This is a genomic window from Pseudomonas japonica, assembly GCF_900188455.1.
In the GTDB taxonomy this organism is placed as follows: domain Bacteria; phylum Pseudomonadota; class Gammaproteobacteria; order Pseudomonadales; family Pseudomonadaceae; genus Aquipseudomonas; species Aquipseudomonas japonica.
The window spans coordinates 122,817-142,664 of the sequence record NZ_FZOL01000004.1 but is presented as its reverse complement, the minus strand read 5'-3'; the positions used below and the strand labels follow the sequence as shown (position 1 = coordinate 142,664).

The 19,848-nt window shown below is 63.8% G+C and carries 15 protein-coding genes; 5 read left to right on the top strand and 10 right to left on the bottom strand.

The window, feature by feature from the left end; translation table 11 throughout:
- Positions 1-43 precede the first annotated feature (43 nt).
- Entirely contained in the window at positions 44-2,425 is a 2,382-nt protein-coding gene (locus CHB99_RS06965; protein WP_042121117.1) for a penicillin acylase family protein, read from the top strand.
- Positions 2,426-2,590: 165 nt separating this feature from the next.
- Here the strand turns inward: CHB99_RS06965 and CHB99_RS06960 are convergent, their stop codons facing one another.
- The 7 genes from CHB99_RS06960 to CHB99_RS06930 form a co-directional block, all read right to left on the bottom strand.
- Complete coding sequence (locus CHB99_RS06960) at positions 2,591-3,481, bottom strand: ABC transporter permease subunit (protein ID WP_042121116.1); 891 nt, start codon at positions 3,479-3,481, stop codon at positions 2,591-2,593.
- Positions 3,478-4,398 carry an ABC transporter permease subunit gene (locus tag CHB99_RS06955; protein WP_042121115.1) on the bottom strand — a complete coding sequence of 307 codons (921 nt, stop codon included), beginning with the start codon at positions 4,396-4,398 and terminating at the stop codon, positions 3,478-3,480. The genes CHB99_RS06960 and CHB99_RS06955 overlap by 4 nt, the downstream gene beginning before the upstream one ends.
- Positions 4,395-5,537, bottom strand: coding sequence for an ABC transporter ATP-binding protein (locus tag CHB99_RS06950; protein WP_042121114.1), 1,143 nt, complete (start codon positions 5,535-5,537; stop codon positions 4,395-4,397). The genes CHB99_RS06955 and CHB99_RS06950 overlap by 4 nt, the downstream gene beginning before the upstream one ends.
- Positions 5,538-5,596: 59 nt before the next feature.
- Entirely contained in the window at positions 5,597-6,691 is a 1,095-nt protein-coding gene (locus CHB99_RS06945; protein ID WP_042121113.1) for a polyamine ABC transporter substrate-binding protein, read from the bottom strand.
- Between the two features lie 163 nt (positions 6,692-6,854).
- A complete protein-coding gene (locus CHB99_RS06940) occupies positions 6,855-7,952 on the bottom strand; it encodes a polyamine ABC transporter substrate-binding protein (RefSeq protein ID WP_042121112.1) in 1,098 nt (365 codons plus the stop codon).
- A gap of 159 nt (positions 7,953-8,111) precedes the next feature.
- Positions 8,112-9,473 carry an aspartate aminotransferase family protein gene (locus CHB99_RS06935; RefSeq protein WP_042121111.1) on the bottom strand — a complete coding sequence of 454 codons (1,362 nt, stop codon included), beginning with the start codon at positions 9,471-9,473 and terminating at the stop codon, positions 8,112-8,114.
- 48 nt (positions 9,474-9,521) lie between these two features.
- A complete protein-coding gene (locus CHB99_RS06930; protein ID WP_042121109.1) occupies positions 9,522-10,883 on the bottom strand; it encodes a glutamine synthetase family protein in 1,362 nt (453 codons plus the stop codon).
- Between the two features lie 602 nt (positions 10,884-11,485).
- Between CHB99_RS06930 and CHB99_RS06925 the strand changes: the two genes are divergently transcribed.
- On the top strand, positions 11,486-12,862 hold the full coding sequence (locus tag CHB99_RS06925; protein WP_042121108.1) for a glutamine synthetase family protein: 1,377 nt from the start codon (positions 11,486-11,488) through the stop codon (positions 12,860-12,862).
- A gap of 71 nt (positions 12,863-12,933) precedes the next feature.
- Here CHB99_RS06925 and argA read toward each other — a convergent pair whose 3' ends face one another.
- Together argA and argE are read right to left on the bottom strand one after the other, a co-directional pair.
- Positions 12,934-14,232 carry an amino-acid N-acetyltransferase gene (gene argA, locus CHB99_RS06920; RefSeq protein ID WP_042121107.1) on the bottom strand — a complete coding sequence of 433 codons (1,299 nt, stop codon included), beginning with the start codon at positions 14,230-14,232 and terminating at the stop codon, positions 12,934-12,936.
- 115 nt (positions 14,233-14,347) lie between these two features.
- Positions 14,348-15,496, bottom strand: a complete 1,149-nt coding sequence (gene argE, locus CHB99_RS06915; protein ID WP_042121106.1) for an acetylornithine deacetylase — start codon at positions 15,494-15,496, stop codon at positions 14,348-14,350.
- Positions 15,497-15,622: 126 nt separating this feature from the next.
- Between argE and CHB99_RS06910 the strand changes: the two genes are divergently transcribed.
- A complete protein-coding gene (locus tag CHB99_RS06910; protein ID WP_042121104.1) occupies positions 15,623-16,990 on the top strand; it encodes a CYTH domain-containing protein in 1,368 nt (455 codons plus the stop codon).
- Positions 16,991-17,171: 181 nt separating this feature from the next.
- Here CHB99_RS06910 and CHB99_RS06905 read toward each other — a convergent pair whose 3' ends face one another.
- Positions 17,172-17,636, bottom strand: a complete 465-nt coding sequence (locus CHB99_RS06905) for an Lrp/AsnC family transcriptional regulator (RefSeq protein WP_042121103.1) — start codon at positions 17,634-17,636, stop codon at positions 17,172-17,174.
- Positions 17,637-17,762: 126 nt separating this feature from the next.
- Between CHB99_RS06905 and CHB99_RS06900 the strand changes: the two genes are divergently transcribed.
- Entirely contained in the window at positions 17,763-18,119 is a 357-nt protein-coding gene (locus CHB99_RS06900; protein ID WP_042121102.1) for a hypothetical protein, read from the top strand.
- A gap of 63 nt (positions 18,120-18,182) precedes the next feature.
- On the top strand, positions 18,183-19,838 hold the full coding sequence (locus tag CHB99_RS06895) for a GspE/PulE family protein (protein WP_042121100.1): 1,656 nt from the start codon (positions 18,183-18,185) through the stop codon (positions 19,836-19,838).
- Positions 19,839-19,848 lie beyond the last annotated feature (10 nt).

Genomic DNA, 19,848 nt, shown 5'->3' with positions numbered 1-19,848 from the left:
GATCATGACCGACTCGCTGCCAGAAAGATCCCAAGGAGCTTCGATGAAACGCAGCCTCACCCTTCTCGCCGTGGCCATCGCCGTGGCGGCGGCCGGCGCCGGCTACCTGTACGTGCAGGACAAGCAGCCGCAGCGCGACGGCGAACTGGCCCTGGCCAAGCTCCAGGCGCCGGTCAGCGTGCGCTATGACGAGCGCGGCGTGCCGCACATCCAGGCGCAGAACGAAGTGGATATGTACCGTGCGCTGGGTTACGTGCACGCCCAGGACCGGTTGTTCCAGATGGAGATCACTCGGCGCCTGGCCCGTGGCGAACTGGCCGAGGTGCTGGGGGCGAAGATGGTCGCCACCGACACGCTGTTCCGCAGCCTGCGCATCGGCGAGCAGGCGCAGGTCTATGTCGACCGCCAGGACAAGCAGTCGCCCGCCTGGCAAGCCCTGCAAGCCTATCTCGACGGCGTGAACGCCTGGCAGGACAGCCATCCGCGACCGATGGAGTTCGACGTGCTGGGTATCAGCCCGCGCCCGTTCACCGCCCAGGACACCCTGAGCATCGCCGGTTTCATGGCCTACAGCTTCGCCGCGGCGTTTCGCACCGAGCCGCTGCTGACCTTCGTTCGCGATCATCTCGGCGCCCCGTACCTGAAGGTCTTCGACCTCGACTGGCATCCCGACGGCGTGCTGCAACGCGCCCCGGCGCTGGCCGATGCCGACTGGAAAGCCCTGGGCCAACTAGCGCTGGTCAGCCAGCAGGCGTTCGCCGAGGCCGGCCTGCCGCAGTTCGAAGGCAGCAACGCCTGGGCGATCAGCGGCAGCCGCACCCGCAGCGGCAAGCCATTGCTGGCCGGCGACCCGCACATCCGCTTCTCGGTGCCGGCGGTGTGGTACGAGGCCGAGCTGTCGGCACCGGGTTTCCATCTCTACGGCTATCACCAGGCGCTCCACCCGTTCGCCTTCCTCGGGCACAACCGCGAGTTCGGCTGGAGCCTGACCATGTTCCAGAACGACGACGTCGACCTGATCGCCGAGCAGGTCAATCCGGACAACCCGGACCAGGTGCGGGTCCACGGCCAGTGGCAGACGCTGACCCGCAGCGAGCAGCAGATCAAGGTCAAGGGCGAGCCGACGCAGACCATCACGCTGTTGCGCTCGCCCCACGGCCCGATCGTCAACAAGGTGCTCGGCCAGGAGGCCGGTGCGGCGCCGATCGCCCTGTGGTGGGCGTTTCTCGAAAGCCCGAACCCGATCCTCGACGGCTTCTATGAAATCAACCGCGCCAGCACCCTCGACGCCATGCGCAAAGCAGCGCAGAAGGTCCAGGCGCCGGGGCTGAACTTCGTCTGGGCCAACGCCCGTGGCGATATCGGCTGGTGGGCGGCGGCGGCCTTGCCGATCCGTCCGGAGGGGGTGAACCCGGCGTTCATTCTCGATGGCAGCACCGCGCAGGCGGACAAGTCCGGGTTCTACCCGTTCAGCGCCAACCCGCAGGCGGAGAATCCGCCCAGCGGCTATATCGTTTCGGCCAACTTCCAGCCTCAGTCGCCCAGCGGCGTGGCGATTCCCGGCTACTACAACCTGCCGGACCGCGGTCGCCAGCTCGACCGGCAACTGGCCGACGACCAGGTGAAATGGGACCTGCACAACAGCCAGGCGCTGCAACTGGGCACAACGACCGACTATGGCCCGCGCGTCCTCGGCCCGTTGCTGCCGGTGCTGCGCCAGGTGGTCGAGGATCAGCAGGGCCGCGAGCTGGTGGAGCAACTGGCGGCCTGGCGCGGCGACTATCCGCTGGATTCGGTCAGTGCCACGCTGTTCAACCAGTTCCTCTACGAACTGGCCTTCGCCGCGATGCACGACGAGCTGGGCGATGCCTGGTTCCAGGCACTGATCTCGACCCGGGTGATCGACGATGCCCTGCCACGCCTGGCCGCCGACCCCGACTCGCCCTGGTGGGACACCGAGGGCAGCAGCGAGCGCGGCAGCCGCACGGCGGTGGTCAGGCAGGCCTGGGATCGGACCCTGGCGCACCTGGGCGAGACGCTGGGCAAGGAGCCATCGGGCTGGCAGTGGGGCAAGGCGCACACCCTGACCCACGGGCACCCGCTGGGCATGCAGAAGCCGCTGGACCGCCTGTTCAATGTCGGGCCGTTCGCGGCACCGGGGACCCATGAGGTGCCGAACAACCTGTCGGCGAAGATCGGCCCGGCACCGTGGCCGGTGACCTACGGCCCGTCGACACGACGGCTGATCGACTTCGCCGATGCGGGAACGGCGCTGAGCATCAATCCGGTCGGACAGAGCGGGGTGCTGTTCGACAAGCACTATGCCGATCAGGCGAAGCCGTATATCGAGGGGAAATACCAGCGCGCGTGGCTGGGGCTGGCGGGGCAGACCGAGGGGACCTTGCGGTTGGTGCCTGCCAAATAGCCAGTAACGCGAACATCTCGTAGGAGCGAGGCTTGCCCGCGAAGGACCGCATCGCGGTCCTTCGCGGGCAAGCCTCGCTCCTACGGGGATGTTCGCGGGCAAGCCCCCAGAAAGAAAACGGGCCGGGTGGAAAATCCACCCGGCCCGTTTCGTCCTGCAACTCGTCTACGCCTGAGCAACAGCCGCAGGACGCCGCACTTCCGGCTGTTTCCAGCCATCCGCGGCCGCTTCCTCGATGGCCTGCTGGATCGCGCGCTTGCGGCGCTCTTCGGCACGGCGGCTGAAGTACCAGACCAGGAAGGTCGCCAGCGACACCGCCAGCAGGATCAGGCTGGCCACGGCGTTGATCTCCGGCTTCACGCCCAGACGCACCGCCGAGAACACTTCCATCGGCAGGGTGGTGGAACCCGGCCCCGAGACGAAGCTCGCCAGCACCAGGTCGTCCAGCGACAGGGCGAAGGACATCATCCCGCCCGCCGCCAGCGACGGCGCGATCATCGGGATGGTGATCAGGAAGAACACCTTCCACGGCCGCGCGCCGAGGTCCATGGCGGCCTCTTCGATGGACAGGTCCAGCTCGCGCAGGCGGGCCGACACCACCACCGCCACATAGGCGGCGCAGAACGTGGTGTGGGCGATCCAGATGGTGACGATGCCACGCTCCTGCGGCCAGCCGATCATCTGCGCCATGGCCACGAACAGCAGCAGCAGCGACAGACCGGTGATCACTTCAGGCATGACCAGCGGCGCGGTGACCAGGCCACCGAACAGGGTACGGCCCTTGAAGCGGGTGACCCGGGTCAGCACGAACGCCGCCAGGGTACCCAGCGCCACCGCGGCGATCGCGGTGTAGCAGGCGATCTCCAGCGAGCGCATCACCGAGCCCATCAACTGGGTGTTATCGAGCAGGCCGACGTACCACTTCACCGACCAGCCGCCCCAGACCGTCACCAGCTTGGAGGCGTTGAACGAGTAGACCACCAGGATCAGCATCGGCAGGTAGATGAACAGCAGGCCCAGGACCAGCATCAACTTGGAGAATTCGAAACGCTTCATGCCCTGCCCTCCATTTCTTTCGCCTGGCTGCGGTTGAACAGCAGGATCGGCACGATCAGGATCACCAGCATCACCACGGCCAGGGCCGAGGCCACGGGCCAGTCGCGGTTGTTGAAGAATTCCTGCCAGAGCACTTTACCGATCATCAGGGTTTCCGGACCGCCGAGCAGCTCGGGAATCACGAACTCGCCCACCACCGGGATGAACACCAGCATGCAGCCGGCGATGATGCCGTTCTTGGACAGCGGCACGGTGATTTTCCAGAAGCTGTTGAAGCGGCTCGAACCCAGGTCCGACGCGGCCTCCAGCAGGCTCGGGTCATGCTTCACGAGGTTGGCGAACAGCGGCAGGATCATGAACGGCAGGTACGAATAGACCACACCGATGTACACCGCCAGGTTGGTATTGAGGATCTGCAGCGGCTGGTCGATCAGCCCCAGCCATTGCAGGAACGCATTGAGCAGCCCGTTGTTGCTGAGAATGCCCATCCAGGCGTAGACGCGGATCAGGATCGCCGTCCAGGTCGGCATCATGATCAGCAGCAACAGCACGGTCTGGCTTTCCTTGCGCGCGTTGGCGATGGCGTAGGCCATCGGGTAGCCGATCAGCAGGCACAGCAGGGTGCTGAAGAAGGCCATCTTCAACGAGCCCAGGTAGGCCGAGATGTACAGCTCGTCCTCGGTCAACAGGCCGTAGTTGGCCAGATTGAGCACGAGCTGGATCTTGTCCTCGACGTAGCTGTAGATCTCCGTGTACGGCGGGATCGCCACGTCGGCTTCGGCGAAGCTGATCTTCAGGACGATGAAGAACGGCAGCATGAAGAACAGGAACAGCCACAGGAACGGCACACCGATGACCAGGTGCCGGCCTTCGGGCGTCAGGCGATTGAGCGCTCGCTTGAGCTTGCGCGGGTTCATGAGCGCAGCACCACGCCGCTGTCGTCTTCCCACCAGACGAAGACTTCATCGCCCCAGGTAGGACGCGAGCCCTGACGTTCGGCGTTGGCGACGAAGGACTGGACGATCTTGCCGCTCGGCAGCTCGACGTAGAACACCGAGTGACCACCCAGGTAGGCGATGTCGTGGACCTTGCCGCGCGACCAGTTGTACTCGCAGGTCGGTTGCTGCGCGGTGACCAGCAGTTTTTCCGGGCGCAGCGCGTAGGTGATCGACTTGTCTTCCACCGAGGTGGTGACGCCGTGACCGACGTAGATGGGGCGTTCCAGCTCCGGGCTGGCGATCCGCGCGTGGCCTTCGGCATCGTCGACCACTTCACCGTCGAACAGGTTGACGTTGCCGATGAACTCGCAGACCAGACGGCTGGTCGGGGTCTCGTAGACGTCGATCGGGCTGCCGATCTGGGCGATCCAGCCCAGGTGCATGATGGCGATGCGCTGGGCCATGGTCATGGCCTCTTCCTGGTCGTGGGTCACCATCACGCAGGTCACGCCGACGCGCTCGATGATTTCCACCAGTTCCAGCTGCATCTGCGAACGCAGCTTCTTGTCCAGCGCGCCCATCGGCTCGTCGAGCAGCAACAGTTTCGGACGCTTGGCCAGGGAGCGGGCCAGGGCCACACGCTGGCGCTGGCCACCGGAAAGCTGGTGGGGTTTGCGCTTGGCGTACTGGGTCATGTGCACCAGCTTGAGCATCTCGGCCACGCGGGCTTCGATCTCGGCCTTGGGCATCCGGTCCTGCTGCAGGCCGAAGGCGATGTTCTGCGCCACGGTCATGTGCGGGAACAGCGCGTAGGACTGGAACATCATGTTGATCGGCCGCTCGTAGGGCGGCATGTCGGTGATGTCGACGCCATCGAGGAAAATGCGTCCTTCGGTCGGGCGCTCGAAACCCGCCAGCATGCGCAGCAGGGTCGATTTACCCGACCCCGAGCCACCCAGCAGGGCAAAGATCTCGCCCTGCTTGATTTCGAGGGAGACATCGTCCACCGCGACGGTTTCGTCGAACTTCTTCGTGACCCTGTCGATCTTGACCAGCACCTGCTTGGATTGCTGGTCGCCTTCGAGGGCTTTCTTATAGGCGCCGGAGGCAACTGCCATGTGTGAAACTCCCAACAGAATGTTCTGCACCCGCCCCTGCCGTGGCGGGTCCGGATTTTTTATTTGCCCGACTTGACCTTGGTCCAGATGCGGGTCATCAAACGCTGCACTTTGGGCGGCAACTCGGAATTGACGTAAAGCTTGTCGATCACTTCCTGCGGTGGGTAAACCGCGGGATCCTTCCGTACATCCTGATCCATCAGGTCGCCAGCCTTGGGGTTCGGGTTGGCGTAACCAACGTAATCGCTGACCTGGGCGATCACCGCAGGTTCAAGCAGATAGTTGATGAAGGCATGGGCCTCCTTGACGTTGCCGGCATCCTTGGGGATGGCCAGCATGTCGAACCAGAGGTTGCCTCCCTCCTTGGGAATCACATAAGCCACGTCCACGCCCTTGCCGGCTTCCTCGGCGCGGGCCTTGGCCTGGAACACATCGCCGGAGAAACCGGCGGCCACGCAGATGTCGCCGTTGGCCAGGTCGGAGATGTACTTGGACGAGTGGAAATAGGTCACGTAGGGACGGATGGCGAGGAGCTTGTCCTCGGCCTTCTTGTAGTCCTTCGGATCTTCGCTGTTGGGGTCCAGCCCCAGGTAGTTGAGCATCGCCGGCAGCATTTCGTCCGCCGAGTCGAGGAAGGCGACGCCGCAGCTGGACAGCTTCTTGATGTTCTCCGGCTCGAACAGCATGGCCCAGGTGTCGATCTTGTCGGTGCCGAGCACCGCCTTGATCTTCTCGACGTTGTAGCCGATGCCGTTGGTACCCCACAGGTAGGGCACGGCGTACTGGTTGCCCGCGTCGTTGCGCTCCAGGCGCTTGAGCAGGGCCGGATCGAGGTTGTCCCAGTTCGGCAGCTGGGCCCGGTCGAGTTTCTGGAACGCGCCGGCCTTGATCTGCTTGCCGAGGAAATGGTTGGACGGCACCACCACGTCATAGCCGGTGCGACCGGCCAGGAGCTTGCCTTCCAGGGTTTCGTTGGAGTCGAAAACGTCGTACAGCGGCTTGATGCCGGTGGTCTTTTCGAAGTCCGCGAGGGTGGTCTGGCCGATGTAGTCCGACCAGTTGTAAATGTGCACCGTGGGCGCCGCTTGGACGCTGCATGCCAGCGTCAGACCCGCTCCAGCCAGGACGGCCTTGCGAAGTATGGAAATAGACAAGTGGGAGGTCCTCTACATTAGTGCCCGTGTGGCGTGCGGCAGAAATGACTGCCGGATCACCGAACCGGCGCGCAACTTACCTTCGATACACCCATCCAGCAAAAAAAATTGTATTGCAGCCGTCAAGGACGCGGCTTTCGCCGCGCCCCGAGGCAAACCCGGCTTACTTGCCCGATTTGATCTTGGTCCAGCTGCGGGTGATCAGACGCAGGGTCTGGGCATCCTGGTCGCTGATCGCGTACAGCTGCTTCTTCACTTCATCCGACGGGTAGATGCTCGGATCGCCGGAGATGTCCTTGTCCACCAACGGGGTGGCCGCCTTGTTGCCGTTCGGAAAACGCACGGCATTGGTGATTTCGGCCATGATTTCCGGCTGCAGCAGGAAGTTCATCCATTGATAGGCAGCGTCGACGTTCTCGGCGTCCTTCGGAATCGCGACCATGTCGTAGAAGGTGCCAGCGCCTTCTTTCGGAATCATGTAGCTCAGCTTGATCTTGTCGCCGGCTTCGTGGGCACGGGCCTTGGACTGCTCCAGATCACCCGAGTAGCCAACAGCCACGCAGATGTTGCCGTTGGCCAGGTCCGAGATGTACTTGGAGGAGTGGAAGTAGGTGACCGATGGACGAATGCTCATGAACAGGGCTTCGGCAGCCTGCAGGTCCTTCTTGTCCTTGCTCGCGGTCGGCTTGCCCAGGTAGTGCAGCGCGGCCGGGATCATTTCGGTCGGGGCGTCGAGGAAGCTCACGCCGCAGCTCTTCAGCTTGGCGATGTTCTCCGGCTTGAAGACGACATCCCAGGAGTCGATCTTGTCGATGCCCAGCGCGGCCTTGACCTTCTCCGGGTTGTAGCCGATGCCGATGCTGCCCCACATGTACGGGAAGGCGTGCTTGTTGCCCGGGTCGCTGGCGTCGCCGACGGCCTTGAGCAGGTCTTCGTCGAGGTTCTTCCAGTTCGGCAGCTTGGACTTGTCCAGTTCCTGGTAGACGCCGGCCTTGATCTGCTTGGCGAGGAAGTTGTTCGACGGCACGACCACGTCGTAGCCGGACTTGCCCGCCAGCAGCTTGGCTTCCAGGGTCTCGTTGCTGTCGAAGACGTCGTAGACGACCTTGATACCGGTCTGCTTCTCGAACTTGGCCACAGTATCCGCGGCAATGTAGTCGGACCAGTTGTAGACGTGGAGAACCTTGTCGTCCGCGTGAACAGCACTAGCCACCATCCCGGCCAGGGATACGGCCAACAGCGTCTTGCCGAATATCTTCATGCGTATTGCTCCAGAATTTTTATAAAGCCATCTGTTCAGCGGCCGGCCCTGTCCGTGCCAGTGCCGGGCGACTGAAACAGGCGCTAGTCTGGCAAGATCCAAGGCGCTCTTTCAACGCCTTGGCATGCCGCAAAGCCACTACGCCAGCCTAGCAGGCGATCAGCTCAGCGCTTCGAGGGTCAGATCCAGACATTTACGGGCCTTTTCCACCAGTTCGTCGATCTCGGCCCGGCTGATCACCAGCGGCGGAGCGATGATCATGGTGTCGCCCACCGCGCGCATGATCAGGCCGTTGTCGAAGCAGAACTGGCGGCAGATCATGCCGACGGCCTTGCCTTCATAACGGCTGCGGGTGGCCTTGTCCTTGACCAGCTCGATCGCACCGAGCATGCCCAGACCGCGGACCTCGCCCACCAGCGGGTGGTCGTTCAGCTCGCGCAGACGCTTTTGCAAATAGGGTGCCGTTTCCTCGCGAACGCGCTCGACGATCTTCTCGTCGCGCAGGATGCGCAGGTTTTCCAGACCCACCGCCGCCGCCACCGGGTGCCCGGAGTAGGTGAAGCCGTGGTTGAAGTCGCCGCCTTCGCCGAGCACCTTGGCCACTTCGTCACGGACGATCACGCCGCCCATGGGGATGTAGCCGGAGGTCAGGCCCTTGGCGATGGTCATCAGGTCGGGCTTCAGGTCGTAGTAGTCGGAGCCGAACCACTCGCCGGTACGGCCGAAGCCGCAGATCACTTCGTCGGCGACGAAGAGGATGTCGTAGCGGGCAAGGATCTCCTTGATCTTCGGCCAGTAGCTGTCTGGCGGAATGATCACGCCGCCGGCGCCCTGGATCGGCTCGGCGATGAAGGCGGCAACGTTGTCCACGCCGACTTCGAGGATCTTCTTCTCCAACTGCTCGGCAGCCCAGATACCGAACTCCTCCGGGCTCTTCTCGCCGCCCTCGCCGAACCAATACGGCTGCGGGATGTGGACGATGCCGGGAATCGGCAGGTCGCCCTGCTCGTGCATGCCGGACATGCCGCCGAGGCTGGCACCGGCCACGGTGGAGCCGTGGTAGCCGTTGACGCGGCCGATGATCACCTTCTTCCGCGGCTTGCCTTGCAGCGCCCAATAGTGACGGACCATGCGCAGCACGGTGTCGTTGCCTTCGGAGCCGGAACCGGTGAAGAACACATGGCTCATGCCCGCCGGCGCCACGTCGGAGATGGCCTTGGCCAGTTCCAGTGCCGGTGGATGAGCGGTCTGGAAGAACAGGTTGTAGTAGGGCAGCTCGCGCATCTGCCGACTCGCCGCCTCGACCAGCTCTTCACGCCCGTAGCCGACCGCCACGCACCACAGACCGGCCATGCCATCGAGGATCTTGTGGCCCTCGCTGTCCCACAGATGCACGCCCTGGGCCTTGGTGATGATCCGCGGGCCCTTCTCCTGCAACTGCTTGTAGTCGCTGAAGGGCGCCAGGTGATGATCACGACTCAGGTCTTGCCACTCGCGGGTTTGCGGGTTCTTGACGCTCATGTGCTTCTCCGATTGCTGGCGGCCGCGCTCCTGCGGCCCCGGGGTTTATCAGACCGCGAACAGCAGGAACTCGCGTTCCCAGGAACTGATCACGCGCTTGAAGTTTTCATGCTCGGCGCGTTTGGTCGCGACGTAGCCGGCAATGAATTTCTTGCCCAGATAGGCCTCCAGCGCACGGCAGTTCTCCATGCGTTCCAGGGCGTCCTCGATGGTCAGCGGCAGGCGCAGGTTGCGCCGCTCGTAGCCACGACCCTGGACCGGTGCGCTGGCATTCACGCCCTCGACCATGCCGATGTAGCCGCACAGCAGGCTGGCGGCGATCGCCAGGTACGGGTTGGCGTCAGCGCCGGGCAGGCGGTTTTCCACACGACGGTTCTGCGGGCCGGCATCCGGTACGCGCAGGCCGACGGTACGGTTTTCCTCGCCCCACTCCACGTTGACCGGCGCCGAGGTGTCGGGCAGGAAGCGGCGGAACGAGTTGACGTTGGGGGCGAACAGCGGCAGCACTTCGGGGATGAACTTCTGCAGTCCGCCGATGTGATAGAGGAACAGCTCGCTCATGCTACCGTCTGCGTTGGAGAAGATGTTCTTCCCGGTCTTCACGTCGATGATGCTCTGGTGCAGGTGCATGGCACTGCCCGGCTCGCCGGTCATCGGCTTGGCCATGAAGGTGGCGGCGACGTTGTGCTTGAGCGCGGCCTCGCGCATGGTGCGCTTGAACACCAGGATCTGGTCGGCCAGGGACAGCGCGTTGCCATGACGGAAGTTGATTTCCATCTGCGCGGTGCCGTCTTCGTGGATCAGCGTGTCGAGATCGAGATTCTGCAGCTCGCACCAGTCGTAGACGTCCTCGAACAGCGGGTCGAACTCGTTGGCGGCTTCGATGGAGAACGACTGCCGACCGGTTTCCGGGCGACCGGAGCGGCCGACCGGCGGCTGCAGCGGGAAGTCCGGGTCTTCGCAGCGCTTGGTCAGGTAGAACTCCATCTCCGGCGCCACGATCGGCTGCCAGCCCTTGTCGGCATAGAGTTTCAGGACTTTCTTGAGAACGTTGCGCGGCGACAGCTCGACCGGGTTGCCCTTCTTGTCGTAGGTGTCGTGAATGACCTGGGCGGTCGGCTCGACGGCCCATGGCACGAGGAACACTGCGTTCTCGTCGGGACGGCAGACCATATCGATGTCGGCCGGGTCGAGCAGCTCGTAATAGATGTCGTCATCGACGTAGTCACCGGTCACGGTCTGCAGCAGGACGCTCTCGGGCAGACGCATGCCCTTTTCCGCGATGAACTTGTTGGTCGGCGAGATCTTGCCCCGGGTGATGCCGGTCAGGTCGCTGATCAGGCATTCGACTTCGGTGATTTTGTGCTCTTTCAGCCAATCGGTGAGCTGGTCGAGATTGCTGCTACTCATACATACCTCGGGAGGTAAATGCCTGGACTGTGGTCAGGACGCCCGCAACGGGCCGTCTCCAGCATTCTGGATGCCGCGCGAAGGCAAAGCAAAAGCCGCGCGGGGAGAATGCCGCTCCGGCATCCATCGGGATGCGGGGGAGCCGACTATAGTCATGAATGGCAGTATGAGAGGGTGAATCTTTCGGGAATACATCGCCTTGGCCGTCAACTATTTTGGCCGGATTGAACACGACGGGCAGGCAGCGATCGCTGCTCGCGAAAGTGACGTCCGGGCCTGTCCAGACTGGACAGCCGCGATCGCCGTTGATCGACAGGCGTAACATGTAACCCCCGGTATTATTGATGTTATGGGTTGCGACCGAGCTTAGCCTTGTTCATTTTTTTACACAACACCCCCGTAAAAAATAAAATACGGCTTTCATGTTCCAGCTCTTCAACGACTAAAGCAGCCCTTGTCGACGCCCTCAATTGCAGCAAAATTGCCGCTATGGTGCCTTTTTAGGGCATCATGGGCCTTGCTTGACTTCACTCGGGCTTTCCGTTTGACTGGGCTTGCAAGCCCCAATTGATTGATATTTTTAACAACAAAGGTGTTGCATCATGTCGGTACCCCCGCGTGCCGTTCAGCTTAACGAAGCGAACGCGTTCCTTAAGGAACATCCTGAGGTTCTCTACGTTGACCTTCTGATTGCAGATATGAATGGTGTGGTGCGTGGCAAGCGCATCGAGCGCACCAGCCTCCACAAGGTTTACGAGAAAGGCATCAACCTGCCCGCCTCCCTCTTCGCCCTGGATATCAACGGTTCCACCGTCGAAAGCACCGGTCTTGGCCTGGACATCGGCGATGCCGACCGGATCTGCTACCCAATCCCCGGCACCCTGTCCAACGAACCCTGGCAAAAGCGCCCCACCGCGCAACTGCTGATGACCATGCACGAACTCGAAGGCGAGCCGTTCTTCGCCGACCCGCGTGAAGTGCTGCGCCAGGTGGTGAGCAAGTTCGACGACCTGGGCCTGACCATCTGCGCCGCGTTCGAACTGGAGTTCTACCTGATCGACCAGGAAAACGTGAACGGCCGCCCGCAGCCGCCACGCTCGCCGATCTCCGGCAAACGTCCGCAATCGACCCAGGTCTACCTGATCGACGACCTCGACGAGTACGTCGACTGCCTCCAGGACATCCTCGAAGGTGCGAAGGAACAAGGCATTCCCGCCGACGCCATCGTCAAGGAAAGCGCCCCGGCGCAGTTCGAAGTCAACCTGCACCATGTCGCCGATCCGCTGAAAGCCTGCGACTACGCGGTCCTGCTCAAGCGCCTGATCAAGAACATCGCCTACGACCATGAGATGGACACCACCTTCATGGCCAAGCCGTATCCGGGCCAGGCGGGCAATGGTCTGCACGTCCATATCTCGGTGCTGGACAAGGATGGCAAGAACATCTTCACCAGTGAGGATCCCGAGCAGAACGCCGCGCTGCGTCACGCGATCGGCGGTGTGCTCGAGACCCTGCCCGCCTCGATGGCGTTCCTCTGCCCGAACGTCAACTCGTACCGCCGTTTCGGGGCGCAGTTCTATGTGCCGAACGCGCCGAGCTGGGGTCTGGACAACCGCACAGTGGCCCTGCGCGTACCGACTGGCTCCGCCGATGCCGTGCGCATCGAGCACCGCGTGGCCGGCGCCGACGCCAACCCGTACCTGCTGATGGCCGCCGTGCTGGCGGGTGTGCATCACGGCCTGACCAACAAGGTCGAGCCAAGCACTCCCGTCGAAGGCAACGCCTACGAACAGGTCGAGCAGAGCCTGCCGAACAACCTGCGCGATGCCCTGCGCGAGCTGGACGACAGCGAGATCCTCAACAAGTACATCGATCCGAAGTACATCGACATCTTCGTCGCGTGCAAGGAGAGCGAGCTGGAGGAGTTCGAGCACTCCATCTCCGACCTCGAGTACAACTGGTACCTGCATACCGTGTAACTGAAAACGCCGCCTGATCAGGCGGCGTTTTTCATGGCCCCATCGCTGGCAAGCGATAGGGCCCTCGAGGACTACAAAGCTTTTTCGAAGATCTTCGAATTGCGCTGATAGTTGTACAACGAAGCCCGCGCCGCCGGCAGCCGCTCCACCCCGCTCGGCACGAAGCCGCGCTCGCGGAACCAGTGCGCCGTCCGGGTCGTCAGCACGAACAGCGTCTTCAAGCCCATCTCCCGCGCCCGCGTCTCGATCCGCTCCAGCAGGTCATCCCCGCGTCCACCGTGGCGATATTCCGGATTCACCGCCAGACAGGCCAGCTCCCCCGCATCGGAATCGGCAATCGGATACAGCGCCGCGCAGGCGATGATCGTGCTCTCCCGCTCCACCACGCTGAACTGCTCGATCTCGCGCTCCAGCACCTCGCGGGAGCGCCGCACCAGGATGCCCTGCTCTTCCAGCGGGCTGATCAGTTCCAGCAGGCCACCGACGTCCTCGATCGCCGCCTCGCGCACCAGCTCGAACTGTTCCTGCGCCACCAGCGTACCGCCGCCGCCGCGGGTGAACAGTTCGTTGAGCAGCGCGCCATTCTCCACGTAGCTGACGATATGGCTGCGCGCCACGCCGCCACGGATCGCTTCTGCCGCGGCATCCAGCAATTCACCCTGATAGTCGCTACCCAAACGCTCCAGATGCGGCGCCACCTGCTGCGGGCGAATCTCCCGCACCAACCGGCCACTGGCATCCAGCAGACCCGGTTCGGCGCCGAACAGCAGCAGCTTGTCCGCCGCCAGCTCGATGGCGGCGCGGGTGGCGACGTCTTCGCAGGCCAGGTTGAAGATCTCGCCGGTGGGCGAGTAGCCCAGCGGCGACAGCAACACGATGGAGCGCTCGTCCAGCAGGCGATTGATACCCTTGCGATCGACCCGGCGCACCTCGCCGGTGTGGTGATAATCGACCCCCTCGACAACGCCGATCGGCCGCGCGGTCACCAGGTTGCCCGAGGCCACCCGCAGGCGCGCGCCCTGCATCGGCGAATTGGCCATGTCCATCGACAGGCGTGCCTCGATGGCGATACGCAGTTGCCCCACGGCATCGATCACGCACTCCAGCGTCGCCGCGTCGGTGATGCGCAGACCATGGTGGTAATGGGCACTCAGACCACGCGCGGCGAGGCGGCTTTCGATTTGCGGACGGGAACCGTGCACCAGAACGAGGCGTACTCCGAGGCTGTGCAGCAGCACCAGATCGTGGACGATATTGCCGAAGTTGGGGTGTTCGACCCCGTCTCCCGGGAGCATGACCACGAAGGTGCAGTCCCGGTGGGCATTGATGTAGGGAGAAGCGTGACGCAGCCAGTTGACGTATTCGGGCATGACCTGAGCCTGTAAGGATTAAAACAAGAACGGAACGGCACACAGCGCTCGAAGGGTTATCGTCGCAACAGGCAAGGCGTCACACGCGTTCTCCTCTATGAGAAAAGGACTGTTCTCAGACCGGGCTGAGGCAGTAATGCTGGATCAGTTCACGCAACAGACGCACTGTAGGCGCCAGGCGTGACAGTTCAAGGTACTCGCCGGGCTGGTGGGCGCAGGCGATGTCACCGGGGCCGAGCACGATGGTCTCGCAGCCCAGGCGCTGAAGATAAGGCGCTTCGGTGCCGAAGGCTACTGCCGCGGCCGCATGACCGGTAAGACGTTCGGCCAGTTGCACCAGTTCCGCATCCGCGCGCTGCTCGAATGGCGGGACCTCGGGGAACAGCGGTGCGTAATCGATCTTCACCTGATGCTGCTCGGCCAGCGGCGCCAGCTTGCCGCGGATCGCCGCGCGCAGCACCTGCGGGTCCATGCCCGGCAACGGCCGCAGGTCGAACTCCAGGGCGCACTGGCCGCAGATCCGGTTGGGGTTGTCGCCGCCGTGGATGCAGCCGAAGTTCATCGTTGGCTGTGGCACGGTGAACTGCGCGTTGTTGTACTCGCGCTGCCATTGCCGACGCAGGGCCATCAGCTCGCCCATGACCTGGTGCATGGCTTCAAGGGCGCTGTGGCCGAGGGACGGATCCGACGAATGGCCGCTGCGCCCGAGGATGTCGATGCGCTCCATCATCACCCCCTTGTGCAGGCGGATCGGCTTCAACCCGGTCGGCTCGCCGATCACCGCCGCCCGTCCCAGCGGCCGCCCGGCCTCGGCCAGGGCGCGGGCGCCGGACATGGAACTCTCCTCGTCGCAGGTCGCCAGAATCAGCAACGGCTGCCTGAACGGCTGGTCGAGCAGCGGCAGGACCGCCTCGATGATCAACGGGAAGAAGCCCTTCATGTCGCACACACCCAGGCCGATCCAGCGGTCACCCTCTTCGCTGAGCGTGAGCGGATCGCTTTTCCACAGCTGCGGATCGTATGGCACGGTATCGCTGTGCCCGGCCAGCACCAGGCCGCCGGGACCGCTGCCGAAACTGGCGAGCAGGTTGAACTTGCCCGGCGTCACTTCCTGGATTTCGCAGGAGAACCCCAGGTCGCCGAGCCAGTTGGCGAGCAGATCGATCACCGCGCGATTGGACTGGTCCAGATCCGGTTGGGTACAACTGACCGAAGGCGCCGCGATCAGCGCGGCGAACTGGTCCTTGAGCGATGGCAGCGACATGCGCGTTCTCCTGGAAACGAATCCCATCATAGGGCCATCGGGCTGCATGAATAAACCGTCGGCGAGCGACTCCTGTACACTGCACGACCAAGACGTACCCCGCCCTTCCAGCCTGGTTACCCGGCAATGAATAAAGAAACCGAAATCAAACTGCGGATCAGCCGCGAGACCCTCGCCGCCCTGCGCGAACACCCGTTGCTGAAAAAGCGCAACAAGTCCGGCTGGCAGCAGCGCGAGCTGCTCAACCAGTACTTCGACACTCCGGAGCGCGATCTGTCCGCGGCCAAGGTCGCCCTGCGCCTGCGCCGTGACGGCGATGTGGTGATCCAGACCCTGAAAAGCCGTGGCAAAAGCGTCGCCGGCCTGTCCGAGCGCAACGAATTCCAGTGGGAACTGGCCAAGGCCAAGCTCGACCTGAAGAAGCTCGACGACACCTGCTGGCCAGCCGCCCTGGCCGAGCTGGACAAGAAGACCATCAAGCCGCTGTTCACCACCGATTTCGTCCGTGAATTCGCCGATATCGCCTGGGGCCGCGGCAAGTCCAAGGTGGTCATCGAAGCGGCCCTGGACCTCGGTACCGTCAGCGCCGGCAAGCAGAAGGAAGAAATCTGCGAACTGGAACTGGAACTGCGCGAAGGCGAACCGGAAGCCCTGCTGGAGCTGGCCGCCGAACTGGCCGCGAGCCTGCCGCTGTTCCCTTGCGACATCAGCAAGGCCGAGCGCGGCTACCGCCTGCTCGACCCGACCAGCTATCACGTCAACCTGCCGGCGCCCGAGCTGGACGCGGAAATGTCCCTGGACGACGCTTTCGCCGCCATCGCCTGGCACCTGCTCGCCAGCAGCCAGCGCCTCGCCGAACAGTTCCACCACACCGGTCACTGGCGCCTGCTGCAGGACTGGGTGCAGAACCTCGGCGAACTGCGTGCCCTGGCCAGCAGCCTCGGCCAGGCCGCGCCGCGTGCCACCACCCGCGAGCTGCGCAACGTGCTCGACGCCCTGCTGGAAGACTGGCGCACCCTGGTCCTGGCCGGCAACGACGATGAAGACGTGCGTCGCGCCGCCCCGGAGCAGTTCGCCGACGAACTGCTGGACACCCGCTGGGGCCAGTTCTCCCTGGACACCTCGCGCTGGCTGCTGGCCCGCGGCTGGACCGCCGAGCGCAACAAGCGCGGCGAGCGCCAGGGCGCGGCGCAACTGGCCAACTGGCTGAGCGTGGAGCTGGGCGACGAAGCCAAGGCCTTGCAACTGCCGCTGTACCAGCAGCAGCCGGAAGACCTCGCCGAGCAGTTGCCGCGCATCGAGCGCCTGCTGGTCTGGCTTCACTATGCGCGCAACGTGCTGGAAGTGCCGGAGCTGGATCGTCTGTACGGCGAGCTGGTCAAGCTGCAGCACCTGGCCAACCAGCCGATCAGCGACGAAGTCCTCGATGCACGCGTGCAGCAGGCCTTCTCCGTTGCCCAATGCCGCGCCTGGAAACAGCTGGCGCGCAAATAAGCCGATTGGGGGCTATGGCCTCACGCGGCCCCTGTAGGAGCTGGCTTGCCTGCGAAAGGACCGCGCAGCGGTCCTAAACTCGCTCTGGCAACACCATTTTTGGACCGCTGCGCGGTCCTTTCGCGGCGGTTCGGCGCCCCGACAAGCCACGCTCCTACACGTTCTTTGCAGGCACTTAACGCTAGACCGGCAAGCTGGTCGTGGACTTGATCTCCGACAGCGCCACGGTCGAGTTGACCTCCTGGATCCCCGGCACCAGCGACAGTTTCTCGAAGAAGAAGCGCTCGTAAGCCTCGATATCCGGGGTGACGATGCGCAGCAGAAAATCCACTGCCCCCATCAGCACATAACACTCCAGCACTTCCGGAAAGCCGCGGATCGCCTCGGTGAACTCGGCGAAGTTGGAACGCCCGTGGGCGTTGAGTTTGACCTCGGCGAAGATCTGCGTGTTGAGACCGATCTTCTTGCGGTCGAGCAGCGTCACCTGGGCGCGGATCACCCCTTCCTCCTTCAGCCGCTGGATGCGCCGCCAGCACGGCGATTGCGACAACCCCACCCTCTCGGCGATCTGCGCGCTGGACAGCGAGGCATCGTCCTGCAACAGGGCCAGAATGCGGCGGTCATAGGCATCCAGCTCGCTTTGCATGATTATTTCTCCTTATCGCCATCCGGCGAATTGAATGATTCGAAAAAATGCCACAGAGGCCCATGATAGGAAAACAATCTCCGCTTCGCCGTGCAAAGATTCCTGCATCGCTTTCGGAGATTTCCCATGACCGCACTCGAACGCACTGACCACTTCGCCGCCGCGCAACGGCATGCTGCCGACAGCATCGGCAGCGAAAACAACAATGTGCGCTACCACTATCAACTGCAGGTCGAGCCGGAATCCGACAGCCTCTGCCGCATCCTCAATCTGTTCGCCCTGCAGTGCCTGCTCCCCCATGGCGTGCAGATGCGCCAGCAAGCCGACCTGCTGCAAGTGGAAATCGCCATCGACGGCCTGAGCTGGCACCGCGCGCAGTTGATCGCACAGAAGATGCGCAACCTGATCTGCGTCTGCGAGGTGGTGCTGCGTACCGCGCTGCTGTCGAACGACGCACCGGGAAAAACCCTGCAATCCTTCTGAAGCGCCCGCCCGCGCCACCGCGACTAGCCTTGGCAGCCTTGCCATTGCACAAGGACGTCGCACATGGATCGCCACCTGGATCTGCTCCAGCTGCTGGACACACTGGTCGCCCAGCACCGTATAGCCCCTGACGCGCGCCAGCGCTGCACGCCTGACGCCGAGGGCATCCACCCCCTGGAAACCATCGCCAGCCAGCACCTGGAAGACCTGCACCAGCCTGGCCAGGTATTCGATCTGGATCGCCTGTGTCAGTGGCTGGCGGAACAGGCGGAGCAACCGTTTCTTCGTCTCGACCCGCTGCAGATCGACTTCGCTGGCACCAGCGGCCTGATCTCCGCCGCCTTCGCCCGGCGTCACGGCATCCTCGCCGTGGCGCAGAGCGCCGGCAGCGTCACCGTGGCCAGTGCCGAACCCTGGGTGCGCAGCTGGGAGGCGGACCTGAGCCAGGCGCTCAAACGCAAGGTGATCCGGGTAGTGGCCAGCCCGCTGCGGATTCGCCAGGTCAGCCAGGACTTCTTCCGCCTCGCCCGTTCGGTCAGCGGCGCCAGCCAGCAGGAGGTGCCCGCGGCGCCCGGCGGCAACCTGGAACAACTGCTGGAACTGGGCGACGGCAAGCATGATGCCGACGACGCGCACATCGTCAGCATCGTCGACTGGCTGCTGCAGTACGCCTTCGAACAGCGGGCCAGCGACATTCACCTCGAACCGCGGCGCGACCAGGGCCACCTGCGCCTGCGCATAGACGGCGTGCTGCACGGCGTCTATGCCTTTCCGGCGGCGGTGGCCCTGGCCATCACCAGTCGCCTGAAGAACCTCGGGCGCATGAATGTCGCGGAACGACGCCGACCGCAGGACGGCCGGATCAAGACCCGCACACCGACCGGCGACGAAGTGGAGTTGCGCCTGTCGACGCTGCCCACCACGTTCGGCGAGAAGCTGGTCATGCGCATCTTCGACCCGCGGCTGCTACGCCAGGATTGCCAGGCCCTGGGCTTCGAGGACGACCAGCTGCGGCGCTGGCAGAACATGCTGCGGCGGCCCCACGGCATCATCCTGGTCACCGGGCCGACCGGCTCGGGCAAGACCAGCACCCTGTACAGCGCGCTCAAGCAACTGGCGACGTCGCGGGTCAATGTCTGCACGCTGGAAGACCCGATCGAGATGGTCGAACCGGCCTTCAACCAGACCCAGGTCCATCCGGGCATCGGTCTGGATTTCGCCAGCGGCGTGCGTGCCCTGCTGCGCCAGGATCCGGACATCATCATGGTCGGCGAGATCCGTGACCTGGAAACCGCGCAGGTCGCCATCCAGGCCGCACTGACCGGGCACCTGGTGCTGTCCAGCACGCACACCAACGACGCCTGCGGGGCAATCGGCCGGCTGCTGGAGCTGGGGGTTGCGCAGTATCTGATCAAGGCGACGCTGGTCGGGGTGGTGGCGCAACGGCTGGTGCGGACCCTCTGCTGCGCGTGCAAGTCGGCGGACGGCGCGGTGGGTTGTCGGGAATGCCGGCAGACCGGCTATCGCGGGCGGACGGGGGTGTACGAGGTGCTGGAACTCGATGACGAACTGCGCGACTTGATCGACGCGCAGTGCGATGTGCAGGCGTTGCGCAAGCGGGCACGGAGCCTGGGGATCGAGGGGTTGCGTGAGGCAGGCGAACGCAAGGCCGCCGCGGGGATCACGACGATGAACGAAGTGGACCTGATTTCCACATGAGCACATGACC